This window comes from Providencia sp. PROV033 (assembly GCF_028484855.1).
Taxonomy (GTDB): domain Bacteria; phylum Pseudomonadota; class Gammaproteobacteria; order Enterobacterales; family Enterobacteriaceae; genus Providencia; species Providencia alcalifaciens.
On record NZ_JAMPSW010000050.1, the window covers coordinates 19,506 to 28,853 of the forward strand.

A 9,348-nucleotide genomic window follows, 5' to 3' on the forward strand; every position below is an offset into this window, starting at 1 on the left:
ACTTCCATCCAACATTTTAATTATAAGAGCAATGAAATTGACTATATGGTGTGAATTCGTGACTTTGAAATGACAAAAAAGCATGAATAGGAACAGAAAGGCATAAGGTAAATAAAGTCGACAAAACCAAGTAAAATCAGCTTATTTTCAGGGATAATAGCCTGATTAAATAATAAAAAACAAAGAATTCATAATAAAAAACAATAAAGGGATGCCTTTATTAAAGATAATGGCATCCCTTTGTTATTAAACAAATAAAATTATTTTCTACTTATTATTAAAGCAAGTAATTAATTATTTTAACGAAACACTTTAATTTTTATGAAAAGTGTTAGTTTTCATGAAGCCCACATTCGCGCTTTAAACCAAAAAAACGAGTTTGCTCTTCATTCATACCCGGCTCCCACGGTCGACTCGTATGAGTATCCCCCACCGACAAATACCCTTTTTCCCATAATGGGTGGTATGGCAGGTTATGTTTAGTGAGGTATTGATAAACATCCTTATTATTCCAGTCAATCACTGGCAGAATTTTAAAAATACCACGACCTATGCTCAGTACAGGTAATTCTGCACGACTGGCAGACTGTTCCCGTCTCAGCCCTGAAAACCAGCTCTGAGCCTGCAATTCCCGTAGTGCCCGAGACATTGGCTCGACTTTATTTAATTGGTTATAACGCTCAATTCCCTCAATCCCTTGAGTCCACAGCTGTCCATGTACCGCTTCTTGCCATGCAGGGCTAATAGGCGAGCGGTACACGTTTAAATTTAAAGCAAGTCGCTCAGTTAATTGTTCAATAAACTGATAGGTTTCAGGAAATAAATACCCTGTATCCGTTAAAATAACCGGAATATTCGGTACGATTTGTGTCACCAAATGCAATGCTAAAGCACCTTGAATGCCAAAACTGGATGACAAGACAAACTCAGCGGGTAAGTGTTCCACTGCCCACTCAACGCGTTCCAAGGCGCTCATCGCTTCGAGTTGCAGATTGTATTCATGCAGATAAGCCTCTTGATCTCGCTTATCTAACTGCTGAAGTTGCGCTAACTGAAGTCGGCTCATACCGCCTCCTTAACCTCGTAGAAATCAACCGCAGAGTTGAGAACGGGTTTCACCACCTCAACACGGACCAGATAGTCACCAAAACCTTCATTAGGCTGACGCTCAGCTGCCCACCGACCAATCAATTCATCAAGGATAGATAAAATTTCTGCGCTACTGATATTTTCCTTATACATCCGAGGAATACGCGTACCAATTCGATTACCACCTAGATGCAGATTATAACGATCAAGGGCTTTACCAACGAGCCCCACCTCCGCGAGCATCGCGCGACCACAGCCATTTGGGCACCCTGTAATGCGTAGTACAATGTGCTCATCCGCCACGTGATGGGAAGTCATGATTTTTTCAACTTCGCTGACAAATTCAGGCAAAAAACGTTCTGCTTCCGCCATTGCTAGAGGGCATGTAGGGAATGACACACACGCCATCGAATTTTCACGCTGACGGGTTACTTCACGGCTCATTAAACCGTGATCAAGGGCAATTTGCTCTATCGCCGCTTTATCCTCTTCCTCAATACCTGCCACAATTAAATTTTGATTCGCCGTTAAACGGAAATCGCCTTTGTGGATCTTGGCAATTTCTGCAACACCGGTTTTTAATGGCTTATCCGCTAAATCAATTAAACGCCCATTTTCTACAAATAGCGTCAAATGCCAGCGGTTATCAATCCCTTTTAGCCAACCAATTTGATCTCCGCGCTGAGTGAATTGATAGGGGCGGATGATCTCAAACTGTACACCTGCGCGCTTTTCGACTTCCGCTTTAAAAACCTCAACCCCAACTCGTTCGAGAGTGTATTTGGTTTTGGCATTTTTACGCTCCGTTCGATTTCCCCAATCCCGCTGGGTGGTCACTATCGCTTCCGCGACCGCCAAGGTTTTATCTAATGGAATAAAACCAAATTCGCTCGCAAGGCGTGGGAATGTATTCGTATCGCCGTGGGTCATTGCTAATCCACCGCCCACCAGCACATTAAAACCAATAAGTTGCCCTTTCTCTGCAATTGCCACGAAATTCATGTCATTGGCATGGAGATCCACATCGTTAAGTGGTGGGATCACGACGGTGGTTTTAAATTTCCGAGGAAGATAAGTTTGCCCTAGAATCGGCTCTTCATCGGTGGTCACAATCTTTTCTTTATCCAACCAAATCTCAGCATACGCACTCGTACGAGGTAGCAAATGCTCAGAGATTTTTTTCGCCCATTCATAGGCTTGCTGATGCAATTCAGACTGTACAGGGTTAGAGGTACACAGTACGTTACGGTTTACATCGTTAGCCGTAGCTAACGCATCAAGTCCCACATGGCTGAGCATCTGATGGGCAGGCTTCACATCCCCTTTAAGAATGCCGTGGAACTGGAACGTTTGCCGGTTAGTGATACGAATGCTGCCGTATAATGTGTGCTCAGAGGCAAACTTATCGATATCTAGCCACTGCTTTGGCGTGATTATTCCCCCAGGTAAACGGCAACGTAGCATCATCGCGTGGCGTGGTTCTAATTTCTGTTCTGCACGCTCGGCTCGAATGTCTCTATCATCTTGCTGATACATACCGTGAAAACGGATCAGTAAGAAGTTATCGCCATCAAAACCCCCAGTAAGACCGTTTTTAAGATCCTCTTTGATGGTGCCTCGTAAATAGTTACTTTGCTGCTTCATACGCTCGCTGTCTGCTAGCTTCCCTTCGACCACTAAAGGTGGTTGAGGTGCAGCTTGTTGATGTTCATTGCTCATTAATAAACGTCCCTCTGATAACGGCGCATCACACGCAGCTCACTTAAAAAGTCATCCGCTTGCTCTTCATCCATGTGCCCGTGCTCGCTGATGACATCCAATAATGCTTGTTCCACATCTTTCGCCATACGGTTTGCATCCCCGCACACGTAGATGTGCGCACCTTGCTGAATCCAATTCCACACTTCACGACCTTGCTCACGTAATTTGTCTTGGACATACACTTTTTGAGCCTGATCCCGAGACCATGCCAATGACACATGAGTCAGCAAGCCATCTTTGACGTAACGCTGCCACTCCACTTGATATAAGAAGTCGTCAACAAAGTGCGGATTACCAAAAAACAACCAGTTTTTACCTGCGCTACCGTCATTATCACGCTGCTGCAAAAAAGCGCGGAATGGGGCTATCCCCGTTCCCGGTCCAATCATAATCACCGGCGTATTTGAATCTGCGGGTAAGCGGAAGTTATCATTATGTTCAATAAATACCCGTAATTCGTCTCCTTCCTTAAGACGATCCGCTAAAAATCCAGAAGCGCCCCCTGTCCTTGGGCGTCCCTCAATGTCATAACGTACGACACCAACCGTTGCATGAACCTCATCCTCTGCTTCAGCCTGAGAAGAAGAAATAGAGTACAAACGAGGCGTCAGTGGACGCAGTAAATCAACAAATTCTTGCGCGCTCGGCTGTGCCGCCGCTTGACGTACCATATCGACGATTGGCGTGGTTTGCGCATATTGCATAATGGCCGGTTTATCACTAATTAGCGCCAGCAAGCCATCATCTTTTGATAGCTGAGCATATTTTTCGACGATCAAATGGGTATTTTGAGTCAGCTCCAGTTGGTAAGTTAACGCGTCGCGCAGTGAATGACGCTGCTGACCGATAAACACGTCCTCATCCCCGTGTAACCACAATAAGCCAATCAGCTCATCCACTAAGGCTGGGTCATTATCAAACCACACGCCAAGCGCATCGCCGGGTTGATAACGCAACCCCGAGTTCCCTAAATCAATCTCAATGTGGCGAACATCTTTGTCAGACCCGCGCCCAGTTATCTTTTGGTTACTCAACAACGTTGCGGTGAGCGGTGCCGTTTTAGTGTATGGGGAAGAGTCTAGCTGGTTCACACTGCCAGATTGAGTGTTTATAAGCTGGCTATCTGACTGAGCAGGCACACGCGCTTTTAAAATTTGTGTCAGTGTACTCACCCACTCATCGGCCAATATTTGATACTCCACATCAGCATCAACCCGTGGTAGCAATTCACTTGCCCCTAACTTCGCGAGCTGGGAATCGAAATCCTTTCCAGCTTGGCAAAAATGTTCATAGGAAGAGTCACCAAGTGCAAAAACGGCATAATGAGTTGCAGAAAGATCTGGGGCTTTTTTCGAGTTCAGGTATTTATGCAAAGCCACCGCCTCTTCCGCAGGTTCCCCTTCACCCTGAGTCGATGCCACGATAATAACGACTTTTTCTTGATTGATTTGCTTAAATTTATAGTCACCCGCATTCACTAAATTCGCGCTGATCTTTTCACTCAGGAGTTTCTCTCTAAGTTGTTCAGCAAGGCGGCGGGCATTGCCTGTTTGAGAGGCTGAAATAATGGTCACTGTTTCTTGGGGGACAAGCGTAGCGGGAACCGTTTCACCCACAGCACTATTTTGATTCACCATGCCCCATAAATAGCCTGATAACCATGCCAACTGATGAGATGAAAAATCTCCCACAGCGGTCTGTAAACGCCCTAATTGCTCCGTAGAAATCGGTAATGCTGATAATGGAGGTTGCTTGTTTTGCATTATTTTGTCACTCCAACGTGATCCATCATTGAATAGTCAATAAAAGTCATTCATGCCATTCTCTATCCCAAATGAGGATAGAGGTTATAACAGCCATAACTAGGAAGATAAGAAACTATAGCCATAACTAATAGCTAAAAATCCTAAAGAAAATATTCGATGATGAATATCGAATAAAAAGATTAGCCAGAAATCGATAAATAACGACATTTTGAGTCAAAATAGCAGTAGAATACGCTGCTAAACATTAGTAAGGAGAAATTTATGAGCACAACCATCTACAAAGATTTTCACTTTGAAGCGGCACACCGCCTTCCTCATGTACCTGAAGGGCATAAATGTGGTCGCCTGCATGGGCACTCTTTCATGGTGCGCTTAGAAATTACGGGTGAAATTGATGCTCATACTGGATGGATCATGGATTTTGCTGATGTGAAAAGCGCCTTTAATCCTATCTATGAACGCCTAGACCACCACTATTTAAATGAGATAGAAGGCTTAGAAAACCCGACCAGTGAAGTACTTGCTCGTTGGATTTGGCAACAAACTAAACCATTACTGCCCTTGTTGAGTGCCATTACGGTCAAAGAGACCTGTAATGCAGGTTGTGTTTATCGCGGTGAGGAATAAGACCTTTATTGAGCTGTAAGTCATCACCTACAGCTCAACACACGTTGGTTACTGAATATTCAAATATTTGTGTGTTTGAATAGATAAACGCCAGTTACGTTGAATGCAGGTATCGATACACAGCTTAGTGGCAGACGTTTTTTGGCTAATCGGTTGCAACGCGACAATTGGAAGCTGACCTTGGGTGCGTAGAGAAAGCAGCTGATCAAGCGCTTCAATGTCTTTTTCTCTCGCGACAGGATGCTTAATTTCATTGGCACGATTAATCGCCTGTTCAAGCACCTGTAGCCCTCCTTTCATTCCCACTTTGGGGGAGACGGTAACCCACGTATTTTCAGTGCAGAGAATCGGATATGTACCGCTCGTTTCAATTTGGCATTGAAAGCCATTGGCTTCAAGCGTTTGCGTTAATGCCGTTAAGTCATAAATGCAAGGCTCTCCACCGGTTATCACGATATGTTTTGCGGTATAACCATTTTGCAGCATCAGTTGAATCAAACTCTCAGCATCGGACATCGCCCAGAAATCACTGTCTTGTGTTTTTAATGCAATATCACCCAATGTGGACTCTTTCGCAGGTTCTTTATCCCATGTCTGTTTGGTATCGCACCAACTACAACCAACAGGACAGCCTTGCAAACGAATAAAAACAGCGGGGACACCAGTGAAAACACCTTCCCCCTGTAGAGTTTGGAAGATTTCATTTATTGGGTATTTCATATTGCTCCTAGAAGATTCCATTTGGCGCATATTATATTGCAGATATCTATCTCGCGGGCAATGCACTTTGTGATAATGTAGTCACCCTGCGTTCAGGAAAGTACGTCAACTCAATCAACGAAACCGAAACAATATTCGGTACAATATTTCGAAATAAAGTTAATGACAGGAAAAGACATGCAAAGTAGTGAACAAAATCAACTCAGAAAGGGACTGAGTGTCCGGCACATTCGCTTTATGGCCTTAGGGTCGGCGATTGGTACTGGTCTATTCTACGGCTCTGCGTCTGCGATTCAAGCTGCGGGTCCAGCGGTGTTACTGGCTTATATGTTAGGTGGTGCCGCGGTGTTTATGGTGATGCGAGCCCTCGGCGAAATGGCGGTTCATCATCCAGTCCCCGGTTCATTTTCTCACTACGCAAGCCATTATATGGGTCCACTCGCAGGCTTTCTAACTGGCTGGAACTACGTATTTGAAATGCTGGTCGTCTGCTTAGCCGATATTACCGCCTTTGGGATGTATATGGGATTCTGGTTCCCACATGTTGATCAATGGGTGTGGGTCTTAAGTATCGTATTATTTATCAGTGCGCTCAATCTGTGTCACGTTAAGATTTTTGGTGAAATGGAATTCTGGCTTTCAATTATAAAAGTCAGCGCCATTATCGCCATGATTGTCGGTGGTGCCTTCTTGATGATCTACGGCTTTGGTCAAGAAACTAGCCATGAAGTGGGTATCCAAAACTTGTGGAAACATGGCGGGTTTATGCCTAATGGTATCGAAGGGGTGATAGCCTCTTTAGCAATAGTCATGTTTGCCTTTGGGGGAATAGAAGTCATTGGTATCACCGCCAGTGAAGCGCAAAACCCTGAAAAAACCATCCCAAAAGCGATTAATGCAGTCCCTATCCGTATCCTATTATTCTACGGGTTAACACTGTTTATTCTGATGTGCATCTATCCATGGAACCAAATCGGTCAAAATGGCAGTCCATTTGTACAAATCTTCGATAGTTTAGGGATCCAATCTGCAGCAAATATCTTGAATATCGTGGTGATCACCGCAGCAATTTCTGCGATCAACAGTGATATTTTTGGTGCGGGTCGGATGATGTACGGTATGGCTCAAGATGGGCAAGCACCAAAAGTCTTTACCAAACTGACTAAAAGCGGTGTGCCGTGGGTAACGGTTCTCGTGATGTCCGTCGTGATGTTACTGGGCGTATACCTGAATTATCTGTTACCTGAAAAAATCTTTGTTATTATTGCCTCGATTGCAACCTTCGCGACTGTGTGGGTTTGGTTAATGATCTTACTGTCCCAAGTTGCGATGCGCCGTAAGATGAGCCAAGAAGAAATTAAGAAGCTGAAATTCCCAGTGCCTTTCTGGCCAGTAGGTCCTGCAATCACCATCGCATTCATGGTGTTTGTTATCGCATTATTAGGCTTCTTTAAAGATACACAGGTAGCACTCATTGTCGGCTTTGTTTGGGTTGCGTTACTCAGCATTACCTTCTTTGCCATGCGTTATTACCAAAAACGTTAATAAACATTGATGAATAAAACAGCCCTACATCGTACACATATAGGGCTGTTTTTTATCAAGATACGTTACTCAACACTGAGTGCTTGATGAATGTCGGCAATCAACTCATCCACATTTTCTAAGCCAATAGAAAGACGGATCAATCCATCACTAATACCATATTGTTGCCTTTCTTCCGGTGTATAGGTGGAGTGGGTCATACTTGCCGGATGCTGTGCTAATGACTCACAATCTCCTAAGCTAACTGCACGTGAAAACAGTGTTAAATGATTTAAAAACCGTTTACCTGCCTCCAATCCCCCTTTCAGTTCAAAGGCAATCATTCCTCCCGCTAATTCCATCTGTTTTTGAGCTAATTGATACTGCTCAAAACTCGGTAAGCCAGGGTACATAATTGCCACCACCTGCGGGTGCGCTTCTAAATATTCAGCAATTTTTTGTGTACTTTGGACAATCCTATCCATACGAACAGACAAGGTTTTAAGCCCTCGGATAATCAGATTCGCATCATGAGGAGATAAACACGCCCCTGTCATATCTTTTAAGCCCACTAATCTTATATGCTTCGCACGCTCTGCGGTGGTGATCACCGCTCCCCCCATCGCATCGCCATGACCATTCATGTACTTAGTTAATGAGTGCAGAACAATATCTGCACCAAGAACCAGTGGTTTTTGAATATACGGTGTGCAATAAGTGTTATCGACTGCTACTAAAATATTATGCTGATGAGCAATTTGGCTCACCGCAGCAATATCCACTAAGCGCATGTTCGGGTTAGCAGGCGACTCAAAGAATATCATCCGCGTATTTTCAGTAATTGCTTGTGCCAAATTTTCCGGCTCACTCATATCAATATGACGAACTTTCACACCAAATCGAGCCAATCCATGATGAAAAAAGGCATAAGTACAACCATAAACAGTTAGATCAACTAACAGCTCATCACCCGGATTTAATAATGACCAAAACGTTGAGGTAATTGCGCCCATACCAGAGGAGAACACAATAGCCGCTTCTCCCTCCTCAAGAGAGGAAATTCTATTTTCTAATAGACTTAATGTTGGGTTATTAATTCGGGTATAAATATAGCCATCCTTTTCACCGCTAAAATAGGCAGCGCCTTCTTCTACACTTTTAAACACATAAGTCGATGTTTGGTAGATAGGTGAAGCTAAAGAGCCTAAATGATCCTGTGAATTATAATGACTATGGATCGCCCGTGTTTCAAAAGAACGTTTTATATCTAAACTCATACCACCTCCGAAAATTACCCTCCTTGGGATTGAGATAATCGAGAACCAACAATTTGCATTGTTCGCAAAAGTGTTGTAATTCCACGCAATGTATTAGGATCTTTTAATAATCCATACACTGAGCGAAAATTGGGATTTTTACTATCATGAATACCTTCCATTTTAGCCATATTATAGGCAGTACCTAATTCCCAGACAGGAACTAAAGTATCTTCAAAAGAGTTTGATAATCTTTCTACTGTACTGTTATCTAATATGTCCACAAGATCGGAAACTAGGGAAAGTAAATCAACAATATTGTCTAGGCGATTTAACTGTAATAATGGCGCTAATTTCTCAGCAAAATGATTACCCGCATCAGAACTTAATAGTTCAACCAGTTTACTTTGACTTTCATTATTCGACATTTTTAATTCCTTATTAAACTAAGCCACGAATTGCCGCCCAATAAATACCTCTATTGAAACCATTTCTTAGTAATCCACCCAATTTCGTTGGTGGAGTAGGAATAACATCGTGCTTATAATCATATTGCAAAGGCATGCCTGCCGTTAACCCCATTTGAGCAACCGCTTGCACTCGTC

Annotated in this window: 8 protein-coding genes and 1 pseudogene; 2 read left to right on the plus strand and 7 right to left on the minus strand. The window is 43.5% G+C overall.

What is annotated here, in order from left to right; all coding sequences use genetic code 11:
• Positions 1 to 331: 331 nt before the first annotated feature.
• The 3 genes from PSF16_RS10295 to cysJ are packed head-to-tail and all read right to left on the minus strand — an operon-like array spanning position 332 to position 4,613.
• Positions 332 to 1,066, minus strand: coding sequence for a phosphoadenylyl-sulfate reductase (locus PSF16_RS10295; protein WP_006659387.1), 735 nt, complete (start codon positions 1,064 to 1,066; stop codon positions 332 to 334).
• The gene (gene cysI, locus PSF16_RS10300; protein WP_006659388.1) at positions 1,063 to 2,808 is read right to left on the minus strand and encodes an assimilatory sulfite reductase (NADPH) hemoprotein subunit; all 1,746 of its coding nucleotides are present in this window, start codon (positions 2,806 to 2,808) and stop codon (positions 1,063 to 1,065) included. Before cysI ends, PSF16_RS10295 begins: the two co-directional genes overlap by 4 nt.
• On the minus strand, positions 2,808 to 4,613 hold the full coding sequence (gene cysJ, locus PSF16_RS10305; RefSeq protein WP_036975305.1) for an NADPH-dependent assimilatory sulfite reductase flavoprotein subunit: 1,806 nt from the start codon (positions 4,611 to 4,613) through the stop codon (positions 2,808 to 2,810). Before cysJ ends, cysI begins: the two co-directional genes overlap by 1 nt.
• A 264-nt stretch (positions 4,614 to 4,877) precedes the next feature.
• Here cysJ and queD point away from each other — a divergent pair, with 264 nt between their 5' ends.
• The gene (gene queD / locus PSF16_RS10310; protein ID WP_036967979.1) at positions 4,878 to 5,243 is read left to right on the plus strand and encodes a 6-carboxytetrahydropterin synthase QueD; all 366 of its coding nucleotides are present in this window, start codon (positions 4,878 to 4,880) and stop codon (positions 5,241 to 5,243) included.
• A 48-nt stretch (positions 5,244 to 5,291) separates the two neighbouring features.
• Here the strand turns inward: queD and queE are convergent, their stop codons facing one another.
• Positions 5,292 to 5,963, minus strand: coding sequence for a 7-carboxy-7-deazaguanine synthase QueE (gene queE, locus PSF16_RS10315; protein ID WP_006659391.1), 672 nt, complete (start codon positions 5,961 to 5,963; stop codon positions 5,292 to 5,294).
• A gap of 177 nt (positions 5,964 to 6,140) precedes the next feature.
• Between queE and PSF16_RS10320 the strand changes: the two genes are divergently transcribed.
• Positions 6,141 to 7,508, plus strand: a complete 1,368-nt coding sequence (locus PSF16_RS10320; RefSeq protein WP_272689216.1) for an amino acid permease — start codon at positions 6,141 to 6,143, stop codon at positions 7,506 to 7,508.
• Between the two features lie 65 nt (positions 7,509 to 7,573).
• Here PSF16_RS10320 and PSF16_RS10325 read toward each other — a convergent pair whose 3' ends face one another.
• The 3 genes and pseudogenes from PSF16_RS10325 to PSF16_RS10335 all read right to left on the minus strand — a co-directional run.
• The gene (locus PSF16_RS10325) at positions 7,574 to 8,764 is read right to left on the minus strand and encodes a methionine gamma-lyase (protein ID WP_006659393.1); all 1,191 of its coding nucleotides are present in this window, start codon (positions 8,762 to 8,764) and stop codon (positions 7,574 to 7,576) included.
• A gap of 14 nt (positions 8,765 to 8,778) precedes the next feature.
• Positions 8,779 to 9,171, minus strand: coding sequence for a hypothetical protein (locus PSF16_RS10330; RefSeq protein ID WP_006661011.1), 393 nt, complete (start codon positions 9,169 to 9,171; stop codon positions 8,779 to 8,781).
• Between the two features lie 13 nt (positions 9,172 to 9,184).
• Positions 9,185 to 9,348: pseudogene (locus tag PSF16_RS10335) on the minus strand (NAD(P)/FAD-dependent oxidoreductase); the annotation flags it as partial.